Here is a 21,937-nt window from a genome sequence, read left to right as displayed (position 1 = left end):
CCGATGACCGAACACCGCCATCCCGCCTCGCCGCTCCTCGATCACTGCCCCGAGACCCTTCCGGCGGCGGCCTATGTCGATCCGGACTGGTACGAGCGCGAGCGACAGGCGATCTGGTCGCGGAACTGGATCGCGGCGGGGCGGCTTTCGGACCTCGCGCCGGGGACGATGCGGAGGTTCGATCTGGCGGGCCACAACGTTGTTCTCTGCCGCGATGGCAAGGGCACGGTGACCGCCTTCCATAACGCCTGCCGCCACCGCGGATCGGAACTGTGCACGAAGGACCGGCAGGAGCTCGGCAAGCTCATCCGCTGCCCCTATCACGCCTGGGCCTACGACACCGGAGGGCGGCTCGTCTCGACGGCCCACGCCACGCCGACGGAGGATTTCCGCAAGGAGGATCATGGCCTCTTCCCGGTCCGCGTGCGGATCTGGAACGGCTTCGTCTTCCTCTGCCTCGCGGATGAGCCGGAAGAACTTGCCCCCGATCTCGGGCTCGCGGCGCTCGACAACTGGCCGATGGAGGACCTTCGCACCGGGCACCGCGTGGTCAAGGAGATCGCCTGCAACTGGAAGGTCTTCTGGGAGAATTACAACGAATGCCTGCACTGTCCGGGCATTCACCCCGAGCTTTGCGACATGGTTCCGGTCTACCGCGACGGGATCATGTCGCCAGAGGAGGCGCCCGGCTGGACCGGCGACGCCCCGAGACCCCCGGCCCTGCGCGAAAAGGCGCGGACCTGGACCATGACGGGCGAGCCCTGTGGCCCCGAGTTCATGCGCCTGACAGCAGAGGAACGCGCCAACGGCCACAACTTCGTGACGATCTATCCCACGATGTTCGTCGTCGCCCATGTCGATTATGTGCGCTCCGTCTCGCTTATGCCGCTCGGGCCGGAGCGGACGCGGCTCACGGCGGAATGGCTGTTTTCGGAGGAAACGCTGGCCCAGCCGGGGTTCGATGCCGCGTCGGTCGCGGAGTTCGCGACGCTCGTAATGTCCCAGGATGCGGAGGCCTGCGAGATGAACCAGCGCGGGCTCCGATCCGCCCGATATGCAGGCGGCCGCCTCATGCCGCAGGAATTCGACATCCTGAGGTTCCACGACTGGGTGCGCCGACAGATGGAGACGACCGCAGGAGAGACGCTATGAACCAAAGCTTGAAAGCCATTCCCGTTCCGAACGACTGGGACCGCCGCGGCCTTCCCGGCTGGACCTACCACTCACAGGCGCTCTTCGATCTCGAATGCTCGGAGGTGCTGCTGACGCATTGGCAGATCGCGGGCCATGTGAGCGACGTTCCGGGGCAGGGCGACTGGCTGGCGTTCGACTTCCTGAACGAACGGGCGCTGATCGTCCGCGGCAAGGATGGCGTCGTGCGCGCGTTCCACAACCTCTGCCGCCACCGCGGCGCTCGGCTGGTCGATGGCGAGGCGGGGCAGTGCAAGTCGGCGATGGTCTGTCCGTTCCACGGCTGGGTCTACAATCTCGACGGCACGCTCAGGGGGGCGGCGCGGCCCGAGAGTTTCGGCGACTTGGACCGGGGCGAGTTCGGCCTGAAGCCGGTCGAGATGGAGATCTGGCACGGGTTCATCTTCCTGCGGTTCCGGCCCGGCCCGCAGCCCAGCGTCGCCGAGCTCATGAAGCCGTTCGACGCCGATTTCGAAGCCTATCGCGCGGAAGAGCTGCTCTCCACGGAGGCCTTCGGCCGGTGGTCGTTCGAACCGCTGCCGGTCAACTGGAAATCGGTGCGCGACGTGGACAACGAGGGCTATCACGTCGCGATGGCGCATCCCGCCCTTCAGGATCTTTACGGCCGGAGCTACCGGGACCTGGTCTATCCGGGCGGGATATCGCATTCCATCGGCGAGTTCGGCGACCAGCCGGGCCGGCTCTGGTCGGTCAAGCTCTACACGAAGTTCAGCCCCGAGCGCGAATGGCTGCCGGAGCGGTTGCGGCGCAGCTGGAGCTACTACGGCATCTTCCCGAACTCGGTCATCGCCTTCACCCCGGACGGCGCGCAGTATTACCACGACATTCCGCTCTCGCTGAACGAGACCGTCGTTGGCGGGCGGCTTTACCGGCGCGCCCACGAGACGCGCGAGGAGCGGGCGGCGCGCTACCTCGCCTATCGGATCGATCGGGAGACATCCTACGAGGACCAGCAGCTCTCGATCTGGTCCAACGAGTCGATGAAGTCTTCAGCTTTCGACAACTTCCACCTGTCAGATCTCGAGTTCGGCGTGCGGGCCCATCACGACCGGCTGCGCGCGCTGCTTCCGGTCGTGACGCTGGATGCGGCGCCACCGGAGGATGAACTCGCCCACGTCAACGAAGAAATGCGTAGCGCCGGCGCGAAAACCCAATAACATCAGTAGGTACGGCGAAGACCAAGGGAGGAGACAAGGCATGACACAGCTGACGAGACGAACGACGCTCACCGCGATCGGGGCGGCGCTGGCGACACCCTATGTGCGCCCGTCCTGGGCGCAGTCCGGAACCGTCAACGTCTACAACTGGGCCGACTACATCGGCGAGACGACGCTCGCCGATTTCGAGGCACAGACCGGGATCGGCGTCGTCTACGACACCTATTCCTCGGCCGAGGAGATGCAGGCAAAGATGCTCGCCGGATCGACCGGCTACGACGTCGTCGACCATGCCGGCATCGACATGCCGCGGGTGATCGCGGCGGGCATCTACGAGGAGCTCGACAAGTCGCTCCTGCCCAACTGGAAGAACCTCGACACCGAGATCCTGCGCATCCTGTCGGGCTGGGACCCGGACAATAAATACGGCATGCCCTACATGTGGGGCTCGGTCGGCTTCACCTACAACGTCGACATGGTGAACGAGCGGATCCCCGATGCCGACATGACCTCGATGGACCTGATCTTCAATCCCGAGAATGCCGCGAAGCTCGCCGATTGCGGCATCTCGATCCTCGACAGCCCGACCGACATCATGCTGATGGTGCTGAAATACCTCGGGCTCGACGGCGACACGACGAATGTCGAGGACTACCAGAAGGTCGTGGAGGCCTTCAAACCGATCCGCCAGTACATCCGCACCTTCGACAACACGAACTACCTGAACGCGATCCCGAACGGCGAGCTTTGCGCCATCAACAACTGGTCGGGCGACTACGCGACGGCGGCGGGCCGCGCGGCCGAGGCCGGGATCGAGATGAACCTCGCCTATTTCGTGCCGAAGACCGGTGCGCCGGCGTGGGTCGACGTGATGTGCATCACCTCGGACGCGCCGAACCGCGACAATGCCTACAAGTTCCTCGACTTCATGATGCAGCCGGAAGTCGCGGCGGGCTGCACCAACTACACCTATTACGCCAATGCCAACGTACCCTCGCGGGAGTTCGTGCTGAAGGAGATCCTCGACGATCCGGCGGTCTATCCGGATGCCGAGACGATCGGCCGGATGTGGGCGCCGAAGCCCTTCAGCGAGGAGCAGGACCGCGCCATCACCCGCGCGTGGCAGGAGATCAAGTCGGGCTGATCGCCCATCGCGCATTTGCCACCACCTACCGGAGGAGACCGCCGAGATGCCCGAACCGGCCACCACTGCCGACGCGAAGATTGCGCAATTCCCGCGCGCCGTCGCGCCGGCCATCAAGGAAACGCCCTTCATCCGTATCGAGGGCGTCACCAAGAGGTTCGGAGCCTTCACGGCGGTCTCCTCCGTCAGCCTCGAAATCCGCAAGGGCGAGATATTCTCGCTCCTCGGCGGCTCGGGCTGCGGCAAGACCACGCTTCTGAGGATGCTCGCCGGGTTCGAGGACCCGACCGAGGGGCGCATCTTCATCGACGGCCAGGACATGACCGACCTGCCGCCCTACGAGCGCCCGGTGAACATGATGTTCCAGTCCTACGCGCTCTTTCCCCACATGACGGTCGAAAAGAACGTGGCCTACGGGCTGAAACACATGGACATGACGCCGTCCCAGCGTTCGGATCGAGTGCGGGAGATGCTGGCGCTCGTGCAGCTCTCCGACTTTTCCCACCGCAAGCCGCACCAGATTTCCGGCGGCCAGCGCCAGCGCGTGGCGCTCGCGCGCGCGCTTGCCAAGCAGCCGAAGCTTCTGCTGCTCGACGAACCGCTCGCGGCGCTCGACAAGAAGCTGCGCGAGGCGACGCAGTTCGAGCTCATGGACATCCAGGACAAGACCGGCACGACCTTCATCGTCGTGACGCATGACCAGGAGGAGGCGATGACGCTCTCGTCGCGCCTCGCGGTCATGGACAAGGGCCGCATCATGCAGACCGGCACCGCGACCGAGGTCTATGAGTATCCGAATTCGAAGCTGGTCGCCGGCTTCATCGGGTCGATCAATTTCTTCGACGCCACGGTCCGCGCCACCCAGGGCGACACGGCGGAGGTGGAGGTGCCGGAACTTGGCGGCATGGTCGAGGCGCGCGCGATTCCGGGGCTGACGCCCGGCCAGCCGATCACGCTGGCGATCCGGCCCGAGAAACTCACGATCTCGCGCGGGAAGCCCGCGACGGCCAATGCCTTTCCGGGCAAGGTCCGCGACCTCGCCTATTTCGGGAAGGATTCGCTCTACCGCATCCAGATGCCCTCCGGTCGCGTCATGTCCGTCAACTCGGTCAATGCGCGGCGCGTGGGCGAGAACGAGCGCGTCGCCGACTGGGAGGACGCGGTCTGGCTCTCGTTCGAGCCGGCGGCAGCGATCCTCCTGAAGGACTGAAGCGATGGAAGCGGCGCATCGGTCACCGGGATTTCGCAGATGGTTCAACCGGCGCGGCTGGATCAAGATCACGATCGCCACGCCCTATGTCTGGCTCTCGCTGTTCTTCCTGCTGCCCTTCGTCATCGTGATCGCGATGAGCTTCGCGACGCGCACGCCGACCGCGCCGCCGTTCTCCTTCGGCGGCGACTATCCGGTGTTGAACACCAACCACTACGCGCGGCTGATCCACGACGACCTCTATGTCCGCGCCTATCTGAACTCGATCGGCAACGCGACGCTCGCCACGCTCATGTGCCTCCTGATCGGCTACCCGATGGCGCTGGGCCTCACGCGCGTCAGCCGGTCGTGGCGCAATGTCCTCCTGATGCTGGTGATCCTGCCCTTCTGGACTTCGTTCCTTCTGCGGGTCTATGCCTGGATGGGGCTGATGGGGACCAACAGCTGGTTCAACAAGCTCCTGACCGGCGCCTATAACTGGGTGATGCCCGCCGACATGGCGCTGCGCTACATCCCGATGATGAACACCGGCTTCGCTGTCGTGCTGGTCACGGTCTACTCCTACCTGCCGTTCATGATCCTGCCGCTCTACGCGAACCTCGAGAAGCTCGACCTGTCCTTGAACGAGGCGGCGATGGATCTCGGCTCGCGCCCCTTCCAGGTCTTCCGCGACGTGACGCTTCCCTTGTCCCTGCCGGGCATCATCGCAGGGTCGCTCCTGGTCTTCATCCCGGCATCAGGCGAGCTGATCATCCCCTCGCTCGTCGGGTCGTCTTCGCGGCCGATGATCGGGCGCGTGATCTCGGACGAGTTCGCCTCGGCGCGGGACTGGCCGATGGCGTCCGCCGTCGCGGTGGCGCTGCTGCTCCTCCTCGTCGGGCCGCTGATGGCCTATACCTATTTCGAGGGCAAATCGCTGGAGAAGAAGAAGGCGGAGGGAGAGAGCTGATGAACCGCCGTCCGGTCTTCCTGATCACGATGCTCTGCTTCGGCTTTGCGTTCTTCTACATCCCGATCCTGTCGATGATGGTCTATTCGTTCAACGGATCGCGCCTTGCGACCGTCTGGGGCGGGTTCTCGACGAAGTGGTATGTCTCGCTTCTGTCTAACCGGCAGGTGCTGAAGGCCGCGATCCTGTCGATCGAGATCGCCGTCCTCAGCGCCACCTTCGCCACCATCCTCGGCACGATGGCCGGGATCGCCATGGCCCGGTTCAAGCGGTTCCGCGGAAGGACGCTCTTTTCCGGGCTCGTGACGGCGCCCCTCGTGATGCCAGAGGTGATCACCGGCATCGCCTCGCTGATGCTCTTCATCCTGATGGCGGAGTATATCGGCTGGCCCGCGACGCGCGGCTTCACCACGGTGACGCTCGCCCATATCACCTTCTCGATGGTCTTCGTGACCACCATCGTCCATTCCCGGCTCGTCCAGGCCGACGAGGCGATCGAGGAGGCGGCCATGGATCTGGGCTCCCGCCCCTGGCAGGTGATGAAGGACATCACCCTGCCGGTGATCTCGCCCGCGATCATGTCGGGCTGGCTTCTCGCCTTCACGATCTCGCTCGACGACGTGGTCATCACGAACTTCACCACCGGGCCGGGGACGACGACCCTGCCGATCCTGATCTGGTCGAAGGTGAAGCTCGGCGTGACGCCGGACATCAACGCGCTCGCCACGATCACCGTGGTGATCGTCGGGATCGGGGTCTTCATCGCCGGATGGCTTCTCAACCGGGCCGAGAAGGCGCGAGAGCGCGATATCCAACTCGCCTACCAGGCCAACCAATGACGTTGCCGGCCGACGACCTTCAGGCGCTCGCGGAGCTTCATGGCGGGTTCGGGCAACCCGGCTCGGGCCGGGTCCGCTATGCGGCGGCGATGCATTTCTACCGCAAGGGGCTCATGTCCGCGGAAGTGCTGGAGGTTTACCGCATCTGTTCGGCCCGCGATGGCGAGGACCCGGCCGGGCTTCTGAACGCCCGCGCTCTGAAGGCTGACATTCCGCCCCGGCCGCAGCCGGACCGGGAACTGGCGCTGCGCGGGCTTCTGGGCGAAATCGACCGCTATCTGGCGGGGCTTTCCGGGCCGGGAATCTCGGAGACCCGCGCGGGTCTCGCGGCGCATCGCGACGGTCCGGTGCGACCGGGCGCGCGGTCCGACCTCGCGGTCGTGCGCGCGCATCTTCCCGATGCGCTGGCGGCGTTCGCCACGGAGCGGCCCGCCCTCGCGGCCGCGATCGAGGAGGCCATGCCGCACCTTGGCTGGCGCGCCTATGACAGCTATCCGCCGGAGGAGATCGGTGCCGCTTTCCGCGCGGGCCATGCCTATGCCTCGCTGATCGGAGAGGGGGCGATCCCCGCCGAGGACGTCGACCTCGGCCTGTTCCTGATCGCACCGGGTCTGCTCTATCGCGACCACGCCCACAGCGCGCCCGAGCTCTATGCGCCTTTGACCGGGCCGCACGGCTGGCGCTTCGCGCCCGACGCCCCGCTCGTGATCAAGCCGGCGCATGAGCCGGTCTGGAACGAGCCCGACGTGCCGCATCTGACGAAGGTCGGGCCCCGGCCGTTCCTCTGCATCTATTGTTGGACGAAGGACGCGAACGAACCGGCGCGCATCATTCCGGCCGGGGACTGGGACACGCTCGAGCGCGGCGTGATCGAGGCCTGAGGGCACGGCCGCCGGGCAAGCAGGGAGAAAGGACGATGGAAGCGGAAGGCGGAGAACTCTACCACAATCGGCTCGTCGCGACACTCGAAGCCCTCTGGGGTACGGGGTTCCTGTCGCCCGGCGGACCGGACGAGGTGGGCCGCGTCGTCGCCGGCATCGACATCGGCGGCAGGGCGGTACTCGACATCGGCTGCGGTGCGGGCGGGATCGACGTCGCGCTGGTGCGCAACCACGGCGCGGGCTACGTCTCGGGGATCGACGTCGAGGACACGGTGCTTGCCCGTGCTCGCGAGGTGATCGGCGAGGCCGGGCTCGGCGACCGCATCGGATGCCTGAAGGTCGCGCCGGGCCCGCTGCCGTTCCCGCCTTCGTGCTTCGACATCGTGTTTTCCAAGGATTCCATCGTCCACATCCCCGACAAGCACGCGCTCATGCGCGAGGTGTTCCGCGTGCTCCGGCCCGGCGGTTGGTTCCTCGCCTCGGACTGGCTGATCGGGCATGACGGCGACCCGAGCCCCGAGATGGCCGCCTATATCGCCGCCGAGGGGCTCGATTTCGGCATGGCGTCGCCCGGACGCTACCGGGACGCGATGGCGGTGGCGGGCTTCACGGACATCACGATCACGAGCCGCAACGACTGGTATCGCGCCGCGGCGAAGTCCGAACTGGAGCGGCTGAAGGGGCCGGTGGGCAGGGCGGCGGCCGATGTCGTCGGGCAGGACTTCATCGACGAAAACATCGGCATATGGGAGCGGATGATCCCGGTTCTCGACAGCGGCGAACACTGCCCGACCCATCTGAGGGCTCGGAAGCCATGATCACGGCCGGGGGAGTGTCGAGAGGGAGAATTGTCTGCATGTCGCAGCGCCGCGCCCTGCGTCGGTGTGGCATTCGGATTCTGGTCTGAAAGGCGGTTCCGATGCGGCCCGCCGACACGATCGTTCTCAATGCGCGCATCGTCACGATGGACGGCGCCGTCCCCCGCGCGCAGGCCTTGGCGATCCGAGACGGGCGTGTCGCCGGGCTGGGGTCCGACGCCGATATCCGCGGCATGGCCGGTCATGCCACCAAGCTGATCGATGCGGGCGGCAGGCTCGTCCTGCCGGGCTTTCAGGATACTCATATCCATCTTCAGGATGGCGGGCTGGATTACAGCCAGAATGCCGACCTCACCGCTGCGCGGACGCCGGGCGAGCTTGTCGCCACGCTGTCGGCCTTCGCCGCCACGCACGAAAAGCCCTGGGTGAACGGGACGGGATGGCTCGCGGTCATCTTTCACGCCGGGAACCTCGACCGCCATCTCCTTGACCGTGCGGTGCCGGACCGGCCCTGCCTGATCGTCTCCTCCGACGGCCACAGCGCCTGCCTGAACACACTCGGCTGCGCGGCGCTGGGGTTGACGGCGGAGACGCCGGATCCCATGAACGGCCATTTCGTGCGCGGCGCGCGCGGAGAGCCCACCGGAATGCTCTATGAAAAGGCCGTCGACTGGGCCGAAAGCCGGATGCCCCGACCGACGGACGCCGACTTTACCAAGGGCGTGTTGTGGGCGCAGGCGCTCGCCCACAGCCACGGCTTCACGGGCGTCCTCGATCCGCGGGTGGAGGAGCGGCACATCCGCATCTACAGGGATCTGGACACTGCGGGTGATCTCACTCTGCGCGTGGCCTCGGCGGCGCTCGTCAATGCACTCGACACGACAGCGGAGGCGCTGGAGCGGCTTTCGGATTTTCGCGCGATGACCCGTGGTCCGCGCTTCAAGGTCCATTCGGCCAAGTTCTTCCTCGACGGGGTCATCGAGAACCGCACCGCAGCGATGATCGCCCCCTATGCGGACGAGACCGGCGGCAACGCGCCGCTGATGTTCGATCCCGGCCAGATCGCGGAGATGTTCACCGCGCTCGACGCCGCGCGGTTCCAGATCCATGTCCATGCCATCGGCGACATGGCAGTGCGCGCCGCGCTCGACGGGTGCGAGGCGGCGCGCGGGGCGAACGCGGACTGGCCCTCGCAACACCAGATCGCCCACATCCAGTTCATCGACCCCGCCGACCTTCCGCGATTCCGCCCCCTCGGTGTCATGGCGAACGTGCAACCGCTCTGGGCTAGGAACGAGCCTGCCGTCACCGATGCCGCCGTGTCGCTGGTCGGCAACGACCGCAGCCGCTGGATCTACGCCTTCCGCTCGCTCCTCGACGCGGGCGCGGGCATGGCGCTGTCGAGCGACTGGGGTGTCTCGACTCTCAACCCGTTCGAGATCATCGAAACCGCCGTCACGCGCCAGCCGCCCGTCGCGGAGGGACGGGTGCCGCCGTTCCTGCCTGAGGAGCGCATCACGCGCGCCGAAGCCATTGCGGGCTACACCGTGCAGGCGGCAGCGGCGGCCTGGCGGAGCGCCGATACCGGGACGCTCGGCATCGGTAGGCATGCCGATCTCGTCATGCTCGACCGCGATGTCTTCGTCTGCCCGGTGCACGAGATCGGTGCCACGCAGGTGGACATGACGATGGTCGGCGGGGTCGTGGTGTTCGAACGGGCGTGACGCCCCGGCCGGCCGGGGTGTCAGCTTTCAGAACGGCTGGCGTTCGATCGTGAAGCCCTCGCGTTCCAAAAGTGCCAGCACGCCCTCCTCCCCGGACAGGTGCATCGCGCCGAACGCCGCGAAAGCCGGCCCCTCCTCGGCCGCGGCTTCCAGCACCGGAAGCCAGGCGTGGTTACGCCGGTTGACCAGCGACTCTTCCATTAGGACCAGATCGCCGTCGACCTCGTCGCGCGTCATCCCCGGCAGATCGTAAGCCGCGAGCCGGCCGAGTTCCCACGACAGCCGGACATCCTCGGCGAAATAGGCCTCCGTCAGCGTGGCGGCGTAGTCCTCGGCCTGCTCGCTCATGGCGAGCGTCGCGCGGATCATGTCGAGCTGCTTTTCCGGCGGCACCGCATCGAACAGCCCGAAGATCGTGTCGTAGGGTTCCAGCGCCCGCAACGGAATTCCCCGAGCCTCCGCGCGAGCGATGATGCGCGCATCGAGGCCGCTCGAACCCGCCCCGATCTCCGCCATGGCGCAGGGCGGGATGCCGAGCATCATCGAGACGTACCAGGGCCGCATCTTCGAGGCGAGGACGGCCGGGACGCCGCGCTCGCGCATCGCGTCCACCAACATCTGCCAGTCGGTCTCGTCGAGGCGCTCGGGCAGGGTCGGGCCGGAGGTGGTGAACAGAAGGTCAGGCCGCCGAGTCATTTCGGACTTCAGCTTCTCCATCTCGTCCGGTCCCGCCTCGACCAGGACGACCGTCGCCTCGTCGAGCGCATGGGCAATGCGCTCGAGCACCGCGTCGTGGCGTGGATCATCGAGGTGGTAGGTGCCGACGAGGAACAGCCGCGCATCGCCGCGCTGGGCCAGCCAGGCATTGCCGCGCGCATAGGGCACCGCCGAGATGGCGGCGTCGATCGCGGCACGGTCATCGGGCGCCATTGTCGGGGCGAGGTCCTCGCCGTTGCAGGCGGCTGCCGCCGCCCTCACGGTAAACGCCAGGATGAGCCAGACCAAGGCGGTGCGAAGCATCGGAACTTCCTCGCTGCATACAGAAATTCACTGTCCGGGCATCCTTGCACGGACGGCGTGGCAGGGCCATGTGAAAGTCGCAGAAATTTTGCGCGACGCAGGAGTTGACTCGCGCTGGGGCGACGCCTAACTACGGCTCGTTGGCACTCACCCGAAGAGAGTGCTAACCATCCTTCAACCTGGAACCCCAAGGGAGAGTGACCAGATGAATTTCAAACCGCTTCATGACCGTGTGCTGGTCAAGCGTGTGGAAAGCGACGAGAAGACCAAGGGCGGTCTGATCATCCCCGACAGCGCCAAGGAAAAGCCGGCCGAGGGCGAAGTCGTGGCGTGCGGCGAAGGCGCGCGCAAGGATTCCGGCGAGTTGATCGCGCCGTCGGTCAAGGCCGGCGACCGCATCCTCTTCGGCAAGTGGTCGGGCACGGAAGTGACGATCGACGGCAAAGAGCTGCTCATCATGAAGGAAAGCGACATTCTCGGCATCATCGCCTGAGACCCCCGCTGACCTCGAATTCCATCCAGACAACCAGGAGAAGCCAACATGGCTGCTAAGGACGTCAAATTCAATTCCGATGCCCGTGACCGGATGCTCAAGGGCGTCAACATCCTCGCCGACGCGGTGAAGGTGACGCTTGGCCCGAAAGGCCGCAACGTCGTGATCGACAAGTCGTTCGGCGCCCCGCGCATCACCAAGGACGGCGTCACCGTCGCCAAGGAGATCGAGCTTTCCGACAAGTTCGAGAACATGGGCGCGCAGATGGTGAAGGAAGTCGCTTCCCGCACCAACGACGAGGCCGGCGACGGCACCACCACCGCGACCGTTCTCGCCCAGGCGATCGTCCGCGAGGGCCTGAAGTCGGTTGCCGCCGGTATGAACCCGATGGACCTCAAGCGCGGCATCGACCTCGCCGTGCACAAGGCCGTCGAGCACATCAAGGGCGCGGCCCGCAAGGTCGCTGACTCCGCCGAAGTCGCTCAGGTCGGCACCATCTCCGCGAACGGCGAGGCCGAGATCGGCCGTCAGATCGCCGACGCGATGCAGAAGGTCGGCAACGAGGGCGTGATCACCGTCGAGGAGAACAAGGGCCTCGAGACCGAGACCGAAGTCGTCGAGGGCATGCAGTTCGACCGCGGCTACCTCTCGCCGTACTTCGTCACCAACCCGGACAAGATGATCGCCGAGCTCGAAGACGCGATGATCCTCCTGCACGAGAAGAAACTCTCGTCGCTGCAGCCGATGGTTCCGCTGCTGGAGTCGGTCATCCAGTCGCAAAAGCCGCTCCTGATCATCGCGGAAGACGTCGAGGGCGAGGCCCTGGCCACGCTCGTCGTCAACAAGCTCCGCGGTGGCCTGAAGATCGCCGCCGTGAAGGCGCCGGGCTTCGGCGACCGCCGCAAGGCCATGCTGCAGGACATCGCGATCCTGACCGGTGGTCAGGTCATCTCGGAAGACCTCGGCATGAAGCTCGAGAATGTCGGCATCGACATGCTGGGCCGCGCCAAGAAGGTCTCGATCACCAAGGACAACACCACCATCGTCGACGGCGCCGGTGAGAAGTCCGAGATCGAGGCGCGCGTCGCCCAGATCCGCACCCAGATCGAGGAAACTTCCTCGGACTACGACCGTGAGAAGCTGCAGGAGCGTGTTGCGAAACTCGCTGGCGGCGTCGCCGTCATCCGCGTCGGCGGCATGACCGAAGTCGAAGTGAAAGAGCGCAAGGACCGCGTCGATGACGCGCTGAACGCGACCCGTGCGGCCGTTCAGGAAGGCATCGTCGTCGGTGGCGGCGTGGCGCTCGTCCAGGCGGCGAAGGCTCTCGAAGGCATGAAGGGCGACAACGGCGACCAGGAAGCCGGCATCGCCATCGTGCGCCGCGCGCTCGAAGCGCCGCTGCGCCAGATCGCCGAGAACGCCGGCGTCGACGGTGCGGTCGTGGCCGGCAAGGTCCGTGAATCGAAGGACCTCGCCTTCGGCTTCAACGCCCAGACCGAAGAATATGGCGACATGTTCAAGTTCGGCGTCATCGACCCGGCGAAAGTGACCCGGACGGCTCTGGAAGACGCGGCCTCGGTGGCCGGTCTCCTGATCACGACCGAAGCCATGGTCGCCGACAAGCCCGAGCCGAAGGGTGCTGCCGGCGGCGGCATGCCCGACATGGGCGGCATGGGCGGCATGATGTAATCACGCCGTTCCGCTTAGGAACAGGGAAGGGGCTCCGCGAGGGGCCCCTTTCTTCTTGGGAATGACTTGGCTGTGCGTCGGATCGGTGTGGGCCCCGAACGGGCGGTTACCGATCTTGATCGACCGATAACTGTGCCCGCGACCGGGGTGTGTTAGTCTGCCGTCCGATGGCCTGTGAAGGAGACAGTGGCATGCCATACGCCGAACTCAATGGCGCGCGCATTTACTTTTCCGACACTGGCGGAGATGGCGACACGATCGTCTTCTCGCACGGGCTATTGTTCAGCGGCGCCATGTTCGAGGCGCAGGTGGCCCATTTCCGGGACCGATACCGCTGCGTTGCCTACGATCACCGAGGCCAGGGCAAGAGCGGCGTGACCAAGATCGGGTATGATATCGAGACCCTGACCGAGGATGCCGCGGCTCTCATCCGACATCTTGGCGTCGCACCGTGCCATTTTGTCGGTCTGAGCATGGGCGGCTTCGTCGGCATGCGTTTGGCGGCGCGCCATCCGGACCTGTTGAAGTCGTTGACCCTGCTCGAAACCACCGCCGACCCCGAGCCAAGAGAGAATGTCCCGAAATACCGGATGCTGAACTTCATCGCCCGCTGGATCGGTCTTTGGGCCGTCATCGGTCGCGTGATGCCGATCATGTTCGGACGGACATTCCTGACGGATCCGTCCCGGGCAAGGGACCGGGAACGGTGGTCGCAGGCGATCCTGTCAAATGACCGCGTCGGCATTACCCGCGCGGTCGCCAGCGTGATAGACCGCGACGGCTGCGTCGATCTTCTGGAGCGGATCGATCTGCCCGTCGGCATCGGTGTCGGAGACGAGGACGTGGCCACCGCGCCCGAAAAATCCCGACGCATGCACGCTGCCATCGGGGGATCGGAACTGGTCGTGTTCACGCGGGCGGGCCATTCATCGTCCATCGAGACCCCAGCACAGGTCAACGAGCTGATCGAGCGGACCATCCGGCCATGAACAGCCGCTGGACGTGATCTCCAGGGGATGGTGCGCGAACACCTCGGCGATTCGTCGATTTCGCGCGACCGTCGGCCATGCTCCGCAATGCGGGCGCGTGGCTGGTGGTCGACGCACGCCCTCCGTCGCCACGACGCAACGCTGCTCCCGTTTCCGGAGAAGAAACCACGCCCGCCATGATCCGCGTTGGGCGCAGGACTTAACCCCTCCGGTCGCGCGACGAAGGCCGTTGGCGGCGCGGGCATGGCGGTGTACGCAGGGCCATGCGACTGCTCTTGCTCACCGCGCTGACCATGACGGCGTTCGCCGCGAATTCGGTGCTGAACCGGATGGCGGTCGGGACGGGGCTGATCGGTCCGGTCGATTTCGCGGTGATCCGGCTTCTGGCCGGGGCGGGCATGCTCGGGGCGCTGGTCGGGCTGCGGGCACTGGCCGGGCGCGGCGCGGTCTGGCCCGGTACACGGGGGCGGGTCGCGGGATCCTTGTCGCTGCTCGTCTATCTCTTCGGCTTCTCGTTCGCCTATCTCGCGCTCGATGCCGGGTCGGGGGCGCTCATCCTCTTCGGGATGGTGCAGGTCACGATGTTCGCGGGCGCGCTGGCGCTAGGCGAGCGGGTGCCGGCCCGGCGCTGGGTCGGGGCGGGAATGGCCTTCCTCGGGCTGGTCTACCTCCTTACGCCGGGATCGGGCGCCGGCGAGGTCCTGCTGCATTCTGCGCTGATGGCGGCGGCGGGGATCGGCTGGGGCTTCTACTCGCTCTCGGCGCGGGGCGCCCGCGACCCGCTCGGCGCCACGGCCTGGAACTTCATCCTCGCGGTGCCGGTGGCGGGGCTCGTCTTCGCATACGCCCCGGCGGACGCGGTTCCGGCGACGGCGGCGGGGGTGCTCCTCGCGGTGATCTCGGGCGCGGTGACTTCGGGGCTTGGCTACGCGCTCTGGTACCGCGTGCTGCCCGAGCTTGGCGCCGCGCGGGGCGCGGTGGCGCAGCTCACCGTGCCGGTGATCGCGCTGGTAGGCGGGATGGCGCTTCTGGGCGAGGTCCTTACCCTACGCTTCGCGCTCTCGGCGATCCTCGTCCTCGGCGGCGTCGCCTTCGCGGTGCGCCCGGCCCGTCAGGCATAGGCGATGGCGAGGATTTCCAGCTCCGCCCGCCCCGCCGGGCGTTTCCACTCCACCACGTCGCCCACCCGCGCGCCGAGAAGCGCGCGCGCGAGCGGCGATTGCGGCGCGATGCGGCCGAGGCTCGCGTCGGCCTCGTCCTCGCCGGTGATCTCGTAGACCGCCTCCGCGCCGTCCTCGTCGGCCACGGTCACCCGCGCGCCGAAGGCGACCTCGCCCGAGGGCTGGTCAGCCGGGTCGACGGGGATCGCCGAGCGGAGCCGCGCCTCGACGTAGCGGATATCGCGCTCTGCGGCCTTTTCCGGCAGCTTGTCGAGCCGCTCGGCGCGCGCCTTGAGCCGGGCAAGCTCGGCCTGGAGTGTCGCGAGCCGGTCGCGCAAGGCCTTGAGCCCGCGCGGCGTGACGTAGTTCGGATGCGGCGAGACGGGAAGATCGGGGAGGGGCTCGTTGTCGGGCCCGTCCTCCTTCACAAAGGCGCGGCTCATTGGACGATGACCTCCAGCGGGTCGTAATGGGCGGGTCCTTCCGCGCCGAAGGCGATGCGCGGCAGGCTGTCGGGCTTCAGCCGGATATCTTGCAGCTCTTCTCGCGCGAAGAAGCGGCGGGTATGAACGACGCGCGACGGGTCCGCCCAGCCGGGATCGAGCCGGCCTCCGGTGATCGTGCAACGGAAGAAGAGATCGACCTGATGGAACCCGGTGCGCGGATCGTGAAACTCGTTGACCAGCGCGAGCGGCCCGACCGCGATGTCGAGCCCGCATTCCTCGTGCACCTCGCGTTTGAGATTGTCCGGCAGCGAGCGGCCCGGCTCCACCCCACCACCCGGCGCACACCAGAGATCCGAGCGCCGGCCGGCAAAGGCGTTGACGAGCAGAAGCCTCCCCTCGGCGAGGATTATGGCGCGGGTTGCCAGACGGGGCAGTCGGGATTTCATCGCGCCAGAGTGACGAAGCGTCGGGGCGAGAGCAAGGGGCTCGCTTCGCGGGCGAGAATTTCTTATGTCAGAACCATGATCAAGCCGCTGCTTCTCGCCCTTGCGACCATTGCCGCCGGCCCCGTGCGGGCCGATTGCATCGTGCTGCTGCATGGGCTGGCGCGGACCGACACGTCGTTGCTGGTGATGAGGGCGGCGCTGGAGCGGGCAGGGCACCAGGTGATCAACGTCGACTACCCGTCCACGAAGGCGCCGGTCGCCGAACTTGTGGCCGAATATGTCGGCCCCGCGGTCGGACAATGCGGCGCGGAGCAGGTGTCGTTCGTCACCCATTCGATGGGCGGCATCCTGGTCCGGGCCTGGCTGGCCGACAACCGGCCGGAGCGGATGGGGCGGGTGGTGATGCTGGCGCCGCCCAACCACGGCTCGGAGCTGGTGGACGCCTTCGGCGATCTCGGCCCGTTCCGCTGGATCAACGGCCCGGCGGGGCTGGAGCTTGGCACCGGGCCGGGAAGTGTTCCGAACGCGCTGCCGGCGGTCCAGTTCGACCTTGGCATCATCGCGGGGAACCGGTCGCTCAACCCGGTCTATTCGGCGGTGATCAAGGGCGAGGACGATGGCAAGGTCAGCGTCGACAGCACGCGGATCGGCGGGATGCGGGATCATATCGTGCTGCCCGTCACGCACACTTTCATGATGAACAACCCGCTGGTGATTGCCCAGGTTCTGGAGTTCCTCGCGGAAGGCCGGTTCGACCACGACCTCACCTATCTCGAGGCCGCCGAGCGGCTGATCGAGTGAGCCTTGGCGACTTGGTCGCCGGGTCCGGCTGCGCTACCCTGTGAATGGCCGCGGCGCCTTGCAACGCCGCTCGACCTCAGACAGGGGGATTGCCATGCATACCGGACTGTCGACCGCCGTCCTCTGGTGCGGCCTCGCGCTGTCGGCCACGGCGCAGGACCTCACCGCGGGGCGCTGGATCGACCTCACCCATCCCTTCAACGAGAACTCGGTCTACTGGCCGACGGCCGAGATGTTCACCAAGACCGAGGTCTTCCACGGCCATACCGAGGGCGGCTGGTTCTACTCGGCCTATAATTTCGCCGCCGCCGAGCACGGTGGCACCCATATGGACTCGCCCATCCACTTCGCCGAAGGGGCGCATACGACGGATCAGGTGCCGCTCGACCGGCTCATCGGGCCGGGCGTGGTGATTGACGTGGCGGAAAAGGCGGCGGCCGATGTCGACTACCGCGTGAGCGCCGCCGATATCGAGGCGTTCGAGGCCGAGCACGGGCCGATCGGGGCCGGCACGATCGTGCTCCTGAACACCGGGCGGGCCGGGCTCTACGGTGACCGCACCGCCTATATGGGGACCGACGAGCGCGGCGAGGAGGCGGTGGCGAAGCTGCATTTCCCCGGTCTCGGGGCCGATGGCGCGGCGCTGCTGGTGGAACGCGGGATCGCCGCCGTCGGGATCGACACGCCGTCGATCGACTATGGCCAGTCGAAGGATTTCGCGGCCCATGTCGAGCTCATGACCCACAACATCCCGGCCTTCGAGAATGTCGGCGACATGAGCGATCTTCCCGCGACTGGCGCGATGATCGTGGCGCTGCCGATGATGATCGAGGGCGGCTCGGGCGGCCCCCTCAGGATCGTCGCGCATCTGCCCGGGGGCTGACGCTTAGCGCGGGGTGACGCGGTTCACATGGCCCATCTTGCGGCCCGCCCGCGCCTCGGCCTTGCCGTAGAGATGGATCGCCGTGTGCTTCTCGCGCGCGATCGCGGGGATGCGGGCGATGTCGTCGCCGATCAGGTTCTCCATCACCACGTCGGAATGGCGCGATCCGTCGCCCAAGGGCCAGCCCGCGATGGCGCGGATGTGCTGCTCGAACTGGTCGACGGCGCAGCCGTTCTGGGTCCAGTGGCCGGAATTGTGCACGCGAGGCGCGATCTCGTTGACGATGAGGCCCTTCTTCGTGACGAAGAGCTCCACGCCCATGACGCCGACATATTTCAGCGCGTTGAGGATCTTGGCGGCGAGGAGCACGGCGTCGGTGCGCTGGGCCTCGGTCAGCCGCGCGGGCACGGTCGTCGTGCTGAGAATACCGCCCACATGCACGTTCTCGCCCGGATCGAAGGCCGCGACCTCGCCGGTGAGGCTGCGCGCGGCGATGACCGAGACCTCGTGGCTGAACTCGACGAAGCCTTCGAGGATCGCCGGCGCGTCTTTCATCGCGGCCAGCGCCGCCTCGGCGTCATCGGGGGATTTCAGCCGCTCCTGGCCCTTGCCGTCATAGCCGAGCCGCCGGGTCTTGAGGATCGACGGCGTGCCGATCTCCTCGACGGCCTCGGCGAGGTCGGCGGCGTCGTCGACGGCGGCATAGGGCGCGGTCATCAGGCCGAGATCGCGCAGGAACGATTTCTCGATAAGCCGGTCCTGGCTGATCGAGAGCGCGCGGCGGTTCGGATGGATCGGGCAATGCGCCTCGAGCGCGTCCAAGGCCGAGGTCGGAATGTTCTCGAACTCGTAGGTGACGATGGCGACCGACTTCGCGAAGGCTTCAAGTGCGGCGAGATCCTCGTAGGGCGCGGTCGTCACGGCATGGGCGACATCGGCCGCCGGCGGATTGGCCATCGGCTCGTAGATATGGGTTCTGTAGCCGAGCCGCGCGGCGGCGACGGAGAGCATGCGGCCAAGCTGGCCGCCGCCGAGAATGCCGATCACGGAACCGGCGGGCAGGGTGTCAGTCATCTTTGGGCTCGTCGGGGATCGAGGCGGAAAGGGCGTCGCGCCAGGCATCGAGCCGGACGGCGAGGGCGGGGTCCTGAAGGGCGAGGATACCGGCGGCCATCAGCCCGGCATTGGCGGCGCCGGCCGCACCGATGGCCATCGTGGCGACCGGGTAGCCCTTGGGCATCTGGACGATGGAATAGAGGCTGTCGACGCCCGAAAGCGCCCTGGTCTGGACCGGCACGCCGATCACCGGGACGCGGGTCTTCGAGGCCATCATGCCGGGCAGATGCGCGGCTCCGCCGGCGCCGGCGATGATCACCTGCAAGCCCCGGTCCGTAGCCGCCTTGCCATAGGCCCAGAGCCGGTCGGGCGTGCGGTGCGCCGAGACGATCTTCGCCTCGTAGGCGATGCCCAGCTCGTCGAGAACCGATGCCGCCTCCTTCATCGTGGGCCAGTCGGACTGCGACCCCATGATGATGCCGACCTTCACGCTCATGGTGCTGTCCTTCACCCCCGGAATGGAGCGCGCACTATAGCGACGGGCGGGGGCGGGGCAAGGGCCCGAACCGGCGGATCGGGGGCGGATTGCGCCCGGTGGCGGCGGTTGACGGCGCCGGGGCCCGCGCTAGGGTGCCGTCATGACGCTTCTCGTCCTGGCGCTCACGACGATCCTCATGCTCTTGGCGGTGCTGCACATCGCCTGGGGAATCGGATTCTGGTTTCCGCTACGCGATGAAGCGGCGCTGGCGCGGGCGGTGATCGGCACGCCGGGCCGACAGGATATGCCGGGTGCGGTGGCCTGTTCGCTGGGCGCATCGGCACTGATGGCGGCGGCCTCGTTTCTCTGGTGGGCGCCGGGCCTGCCGCGCGACTTCGCGCTCGCGCTAACGGGCGCGATCCTCGCCGGACGCGGCGTCGCGGCGTGGCTGCCGGCCTGGCGCCGGCGCTATCCAGAGGAGCCCTTCGCGACACTCGACCGGCGGCTTTTTGGGCCGCTTTGCCTCGCGCTCGGCGCGGGGTTCTGGTGGCTCGCGGTCTGATTGGGGGTCAGGCGATGATGTCGGGGGTAAGGATGTCCTCGATCCGCGCGATCTGGTCCTTCAGCATCAGCTTTTGCTTCTTCAGCCGCTTCAGCGTGAGCTGATCGGCGCGGCCGGAGGTCTCCATCAAATGGATCGCCTCGTCGAGATCGCGGTGCTCCTGTCGGAGTACCTCGAGCTTGACGCGCAGAACCTCCGTGTTGTCCATTTCCATTCGGACGTTCATTCCATCCCTGTGTTCTTGAGTCGCGGCATCGCGGCCTTGGAAAGATAGCAATTCCGCGTGATTGCGGGAAGCATTTAGCGTCGCCATGCCTTGTCGCGGCGGCGCGAGATATCCATATTCCCAGTGCGGGACTGCCGGAAACCGGGGTTCCGCGATGTGTCGCTTGTATCCGAGGACATGCAGAGATGACAAAACTGACCTTTGCCGCCCACCCTTTCCTTCTGGGGTTCGACCAGTTGGAGCGATTGGTGGAGCGCACAGCCAAGTCCGGCAATGACGGCTATCCGCCGTTCAATATCGAGCAATCCTCCGAGCACGAGTTCCGCATCACGCTGGCGGTGGCCGGTTTCCGCGAGGACGACATCGGCATCACCGTCGAGGACCGGCAGTTGATGATTCGCGGCCGCCAGGCCGACGATGCCGACGAGGGCCGCGTGTTCCTGCATCGCGGCATCGCCGCGCGGGCCTTCCAGCGCAGCTTCGTTCTGGCCGAGGGCGTCGACGTCGCCGGCGCGACGATGGAGAACGGACTTCTCCATGTCGATCTGCGCCGCTCGGTGCCGGAGAAGGTGGTGCAGACGATCCGCATCACCAAAGGGTAAGGAGGTAGGGTAACATGCACACCAAGTACGACTTCGGACCCGAGGCGGGCGAGCGCATCGTCTATGTCCGCGCGGTGGAGGTTTCCGACCTGCCCGAGGAGATCCAGGCGCAGGCGGACGGTCTCGACACGCTCTACGCGGTCCATGATGCGAGCGGCGAGCGGCTGGCGCTGGTCAAGGACCGCGAGATGGCCTTTATCCTCGCGCGCCAGAACGACATGGCTCCGGTCAGCGTCCACTGAGCATCTGATTTCTTCGCGACGGATTTCGTCGCGCCACGCGTTCGGTCGAAGGCGGATGATATCCGCCGGGAATGTGTGAGGAGCAGATGAAACAGGCGTCAGGGTATACTCGCGTACAGATCGCACTGCACTGGATCGTTCTTGCGCTCATCGTCGTGAGCTATGGCAGCGGGAATGCGATTGCCTCCGCGTGGCGCGCCTTCGGTCGCGGCGAGGAGGTCGGACCGGGCGCGCTGCTCGTTCATGTCGTCGCAGGCGGCGCAATTCTCGCGCTGGCGCTCGCGCGGTTGTATTTGCGGCTTCGGCATGGCGCGCCAGCGGCGCCCGAGGGCGGCCATCCGGGCGTGAAGGCCGTCGCCGCAGTGACGCATTGGTCGCTATACGCGCTGATGATCGCGATGCCCGCCACCGGCCTCGCCGCTTGGTTCGGAGGGATTCGGGATCTGGGCGACGTCCACGAGGCGATGTTCAACCTTCTCGTCGCGCTGGTCGCCTTACATGTCGCCGGCGCAATGCTTCACCACTTCGTGTTGAAGGACGGGCTCTTGAGACGGATGCGCCGCGCAGGGTGACAGGGGTAAAAGAGAAGGCCCCGAGGAGTTCCTCGGGGCCTTCTCTATCTTTATGCGTCAGGCCCTGATCAGTCCCATCTGCTCAAGCTTCAGGATCACCTGATGCGCGCAGTTGTCGACGTCGACGTTCTCGGTCTCGACCTTGAGCTCGGGGTTCTGCGGCTCCTCGTAGGGATCCGAGACGCCGGTGAACTCCTTGATCTTGCCCTCACGGGCGAGCTTGTAGAGCCCCTTGCGGTCGCGGCGCTCGCATTCCTCAAGCGAGGTCGCGACATGGACCTCGATGAAGGCGCCGAAGGCCTCGATCATCTCGCGCACCGCGCGCCGCGTGGCGGTGT

26 protein-coding genes are annotated in these 21,937 nt (G+C 66.6%); 19 read left to right on the top strand and 7 right to left on the bottom strand.

Annotated elements, in window-relative coordinates; genetic code table 11:
* The first annotated feature begins 3 nt into the window (after positions 1–3).
* The 9 genes from OEZ60_RS14140 (at position 4) to OEZ60_RS14100 (ending at position 9,934) form a co-directional block, all read left to right on the top strand.
* Positions 4–1,152: an aromatic ring-hydroxylating oxygenase subunit alpha gene (locus tag OEZ60_RS14140; protein WP_263337479.1), complete on the top strand. Its 1,149-nt coding sequence runs from the start codon at positions 4–6 to the stop codon at positions 1,150–1,152.
* Entirely contained in the window at positions 1,149–2,369 is a 1,221-nt protein-coding gene (locus OEZ60_RS14135) for an aromatic ring-hydroxylating oxygenase subunit alpha (RefSeq protein WP_263337478.1), read from the top strand. The genes OEZ60_RS14140 and OEZ60_RS14135 overlap by 4 nt, the downstream gene beginning before the upstream one ends.
* A gap of 40 nt (positions 2,370–2,409) precedes the next feature.
* A complete protein-coding gene (locus OEZ60_RS14130; protein WP_263337477.1) occupies positions 2,410–3,513 on the top strand; it encodes a polyamine ABC transporter substrate-binding protein in 1,104 nt (367 codons plus the stop codon).
* A gap of 46 nt (positions 3,514–3,559) precedes the next feature.
* Positions 3,560–4,723, top strand: coding sequence for an ABC transporter ATP-binding protein (locus OEZ60_RS14125; protein ID WP_263337475.1), 1,164 nt, complete (start codon positions 3,560–3,562; stop codon positions 4,721–4,723).
* 4 nt (positions 4,724–4,727) lie between these two features.
* A complete protein-coding gene (locus tag OEZ60_RS14120) occupies positions 4,728–5,672 on the top strand; it encodes an ABC transporter permease (protein WP_263337473.1) in 945 nt (314 codons plus the stop codon).
* A complete protein-coding gene (locus tag OEZ60_RS14115; protein ID WP_263337471.1) occupies positions 5,672–6,511 on the top strand; it encodes an ABC transporter permease subunit in 840 nt (279 codons plus the stop codon). Before OEZ60_RS14120 ends, OEZ60_RS14115 begins: the two co-directional genes overlap by 1 nt.
* The gene (locus OEZ60_RS14110) at positions 6,508–7,392 is read left to right on the top strand and encodes a dimethylsulfoniopropionate lyase (RefSeq protein ID WP_263337468.1); all 885 of its coding nucleotides are present in this window, start codon (positions 6,508–6,510) and stop codon (positions 7,390–7,392) included. The genes OEZ60_RS14115 and OEZ60_RS14110 overlap by 4 nt, the downstream gene beginning before the upstream one ends.
* Positions 7,393–7,427: 35 nt before the next feature.
* A complete protein-coding gene (locus OEZ60_RS14105; RefSeq protein ID WP_263337466.1) occupies positions 7,428–8,210 on the top strand; it encodes a methyltransferase domain-containing protein in 783 nt (260 codons plus the stop codon).
* 101 nt (positions 8,211–8,311) lie between these two features.
* Positions 8,312–9,934, top strand: coding sequence for an amidohydrolase (locus OEZ60_RS14100; protein WP_263337465.1), 1,623 nt, complete (start codon positions 8,312–8,314; stop codon positions 9,932–9,934).
* A 27-nt stretch (positions 9,935–9,961) separates the two neighbouring features.
* Here the strand turns inward: OEZ60_RS14100 and OEZ60_RS14095 are convergent, their stop codons facing one another.
* Positions 9,962–10,954 carry a TraB/GumN family protein gene (locus OEZ60_RS14095; RefSeq protein ID WP_263337463.1) on the bottom strand — a complete coding sequence of 331 codons (993 nt, stop codon included), beginning with the start codon at positions 10,952–10,954 and terminating at the stop codon, positions 9,962–9,964.
* A 205-nt stretch (positions 10,955–11,159) separates the two neighbouring features.
* On the opposite strand from OEZ60_RS14095, the gene OEZ60_RS14090 reads away from it, so the two are divergent.
* The 4 genes from OEZ60_RS14090 to OEZ60_RS14075 all read left to right on the top strand — a co-directional run bounded on the left by OEZ60_RS14090 (position 11,160) and on the right by OEZ60_RS14075 (position 15,246).
* Positions 11,160–11,447 (top strand): co-chaperone GroES, encoded by a 288-nt coding sequence (locus OEZ60_RS14090; protein ID WP_263337459.1) that lies wholly within the window; start codon positions 11,160–11,162, stop codon positions 11,445–11,447.
* 48 nt (positions 11,448–11,495) lie between these two features.
* A complete protein-coding gene (groL, locus tag OEZ60_RS14085) occupies positions 11,496–13,136 on the top strand; it encodes a chaperonin GroEL (protein WP_263337456.1) in 1,641 nt (546 codons plus the stop codon).
* Between the two features lie 191 nt (positions 13,137–13,327).
* The gene (locus OEZ60_RS14080; protein WP_263337455.1) at positions 13,328–14,125 is read left to right on the top strand and encodes an alpha/beta fold hydrolase; all 798 of its coding nucleotides are present in this window, start codon (positions 13,328–13,330) and stop codon (positions 14,123–14,125) included.
* Positions 14,126–14,388: 263 nt separating this feature from the next.
* The gene (locus OEZ60_RS14075; RefSeq protein ID WP_263337452.1) at positions 14,389–15,246 is read left to right on the top strand and encodes a DMT family transporter; all 858 of its coding nucleotides are present in this window, start codon (positions 14,389–14,391) and stop codon (positions 15,244–15,246) included.
* Here the strand turns inward: OEZ60_RS14075 and OEZ60_RS14070 are convergent.
* Together OEZ60_RS14070 and OEZ60_RS14065 are read right to left on the bottom strand one after the other, a co-directional pair.
* The gene (locus OEZ60_RS14070) at positions 15,237–15,728 is read right to left on the bottom strand and encodes a GreA/GreB family elongation factor (RefSeq protein ID WP_263337450.1); all 492 of its coding nucleotides are present in this window, start codon (positions 15,726–15,728) and stop codon (positions 15,237–15,239) included. The genes OEZ60_RS14075 and OEZ60_RS14070 overlap by 10 nt on opposite strands.
* A complete protein-coding gene (locus OEZ60_RS14065; protein ID WP_263337449.1) occupies positions 15,725–16,177 on the bottom strand; it encodes an NUDIX domain-containing protein in 453 nt (150 codons plus the stop codon). The genes OEZ60_RS14070 and OEZ60_RS14065 overlap by 4 nt, the downstream gene beginning before the upstream one ends.
* A gap of 75 nt (positions 16,178–16,252) precedes the next feature.
* Here OEZ60_RS14065 and OEZ60_RS14060 point away from each other — a divergent pair, with 75 nt between their 5' ends.
* Both OEZ60_RS14060 and OEZ60_RS14055 read left to right on the top strand, forming a co-directional pair.
* Positions 16,253–16,978: an alpha/beta fold hydrolase gene (locus OEZ60_RS14060; RefSeq protein WP_263337447.1), complete on the top strand. Its 726-nt coding sequence runs from the start codon at positions 16,253–16,255 to the stop codon at positions 16,976–16,978.
* A 94-nt stretch (positions 16,979–17,072) separates the two neighbouring features.
* Positions 17,073–17,861, top strand: coding sequence for a cyclase family protein (locus tag OEZ60_RS14055; protein ID WP_263337445.1), 789 nt, complete (start codon positions 17,073–17,075; stop codon positions 17,859–17,861).
* A gap of 3 nt (positions 17,862–17,864) precedes the next feature.
* Here the strand turns inward: OEZ60_RS14055 and OEZ60_RS14050 are convergent, their stop codons facing one another.
* Both OEZ60_RS14050 and purE read right to left on the bottom strand, forming a co-directional pair.
* Complete coding sequence (locus OEZ60_RS14050) at positions 17,865–18,935, bottom strand: 5-(carboxyamino)imidazole ribonucleotide synthase (RefSeq protein ID WP_263337442.1); 1,071 nt, start codon at positions 18,933–18,935, stop codon at positions 17,865–17,867.
* Positions 18,928–19,413, bottom strand: coding sequence for a 5-(carboxyamino)imidazole ribonucleotide mutase (gene purE / locus OEZ60_RS14045; protein ID WP_263337441.1), 486 nt, complete (start codon positions 19,411–19,413; stop codon positions 18,928–18,930). Before purE ends, OEZ60_RS14050 begins: the two co-directional genes overlap by 8 nt.
* 142 nt (positions 19,414–19,555) lie before the next feature.
* Here purE and OEZ60_RS14040 point away from each other — a divergent pair, with 142 nt between their 5' ends.
* On the top strand, positions 19,556–19,957 hold the full coding sequence (locus OEZ60_RS14040; RefSeq protein ID WP_263337440.1) for a DUF3995 domain-containing protein: 402 nt from the start codon (positions 19,556–19,558) through the stop codon (positions 19,955–19,957).
* Positions 19,958–19,964: 7 nt separating this feature from the next.
* On the opposite strand, the gene OEZ60_RS14035 is transcribed toward OEZ60_RS14040, so the two are convergent.
* Positions 19,965–20,171, bottom strand: coding sequence for a YdcH family protein (locus OEZ60_RS14035; RefSeq protein ID WP_411709805.1), 207 nt, complete (start codon positions 20,169–20,171; stop codon positions 19,965–19,967).
* A 197-nt stretch (positions 20,172–20,368) separates the two neighbouring features.
* On the opposite strand from OEZ60_RS14035, the gene OEZ60_RS14030 reads away from it, so the two are divergent.
* The 3 genes from OEZ60_RS14030 to OEZ60_RS14020 all read left to right on the top strand — a co-directional run bounded on the left by OEZ60_RS14030 (position 20,369) and on the right by OEZ60_RS14020 (position 21,599).
* On the top strand, positions 20,369–20,785 hold the full coding sequence (locus OEZ60_RS14030; protein WP_263337436.1) for an Hsp20 family protein: 417 nt from the start codon (positions 20,369–20,371) through the stop codon (positions 20,783–20,785).
* Positions 20,786–20,799: 14 nt separating this feature from the next.
* Positions 20,800–21,027: a DUF1150 domain-containing protein gene (locus tag OEZ60_RS14025; RefSeq protein WP_263337434.1), complete on the top strand. Its 228-nt coding sequence runs from the start codon at positions 20,800–20,802 to the stop codon at positions 21,025–21,027.
* Between the two features lie 86 nt (positions 21,028–21,113).
* Positions 21,114–21,599, top strand: coding sequence for a cytochrome b (locus tag OEZ60_RS14020; protein ID WP_263337433.1), 486 nt, complete (start codon positions 21,114–21,116; stop codon positions 21,597–21,599).
* Positions 21,600–21,656: 57 nt separating this feature from the next.
* On the opposite strand, the gene OEZ60_RS14015 is transcribed toward OEZ60_RS14020, so the two are convergent.
* A partial coding sequence (locus tag OEZ60_RS14015) for an adenylyl-sulfate kinase (protein WP_263337431.1) occupies positions 21,657–21,937 on the bottom strand: 281 nt, incomplete at its 5' end.

The sequence above is a fragment of the Albidovulum salinarum genome (genome assembly GCF_025673475.1).
Taxonomy (GTDB): domain Bacteria; phylum Pseudomonadota; class Alphaproteobacteria; order Rhodobacterales; family Rhodobacteraceae; genus Albidovulum; species Albidovulum salinarum.
Note: the sequence above shows the minus strand (reverse complement) of the source record. Positions and strands in the feature narration are given on the sequence as shown.